Here is a 539-nt window from a genome sequence, read left to right on the forward strand (position 1 = left end):
CGCCTTCCTCCCCGCTGAAAGTACTTTACAACCCGAAGGCCTTCTTCATACACGCGGCATGGCTGCATCAGGCTTGCGCCCATTGTGCAATATTCCCCACTGCTGCCTCCCGTAGGAGTCTGGACCGTGTCTCAGTTCCAGTGTGGCTGGTCATCCTCTCAGACCAGCTAGGGATCGTCGCCTAGGTGGGCCATTACCCCGCCTACTAGCTAATCCCATCTGGGTTCATCCGATAGTGAGAGGCCCGAAGGTCCCCCTCTTTGGTCTTGCGACGTTATGCGGTATTAGCCACCGTTTCCAGTGGTTATCCCCCTCTATCGGGCAGATCCCCAGACATTACTCACCCGTCCGCCACTCGTCACCCAAGAGCAAGCTCTCTGTGCTACCGTCCGACTTGCATGTGTTAGGCCTGCCGCCAGCGTTCAATCTGAGCCATGATCAAACTCTTCAATTTAAGTTTGATTTGCTTAAACAAGTTAAGCGGTGCTCATCTGTAAAACGTCATAATGAATTTCATTATGTGTTCACTCGTGAGGCTT

Annotated in this window: 1 rRNA gene; it reads right to left on the reverse strand. The window is 52.9% G+C overall.

The window, feature by feature from the left end:
- A 16S ribosomal RNA gene (locus Q7C21_RS22825) occupies positions 1-454 on the reverse strand; the annotation flags it as partial.
- Positions 455-539 lie beyond the last annotated feature (85 nt).

The organism is Pantoea sp. ANP04 (genome assembly GCF_041982285.1).
Lineage (GTDB): Bacteria > Pseudomonadota > Gammaproteobacteria > Enterobacterales > Enterobacteriaceae > Pantoea > Pantoea eucalypti.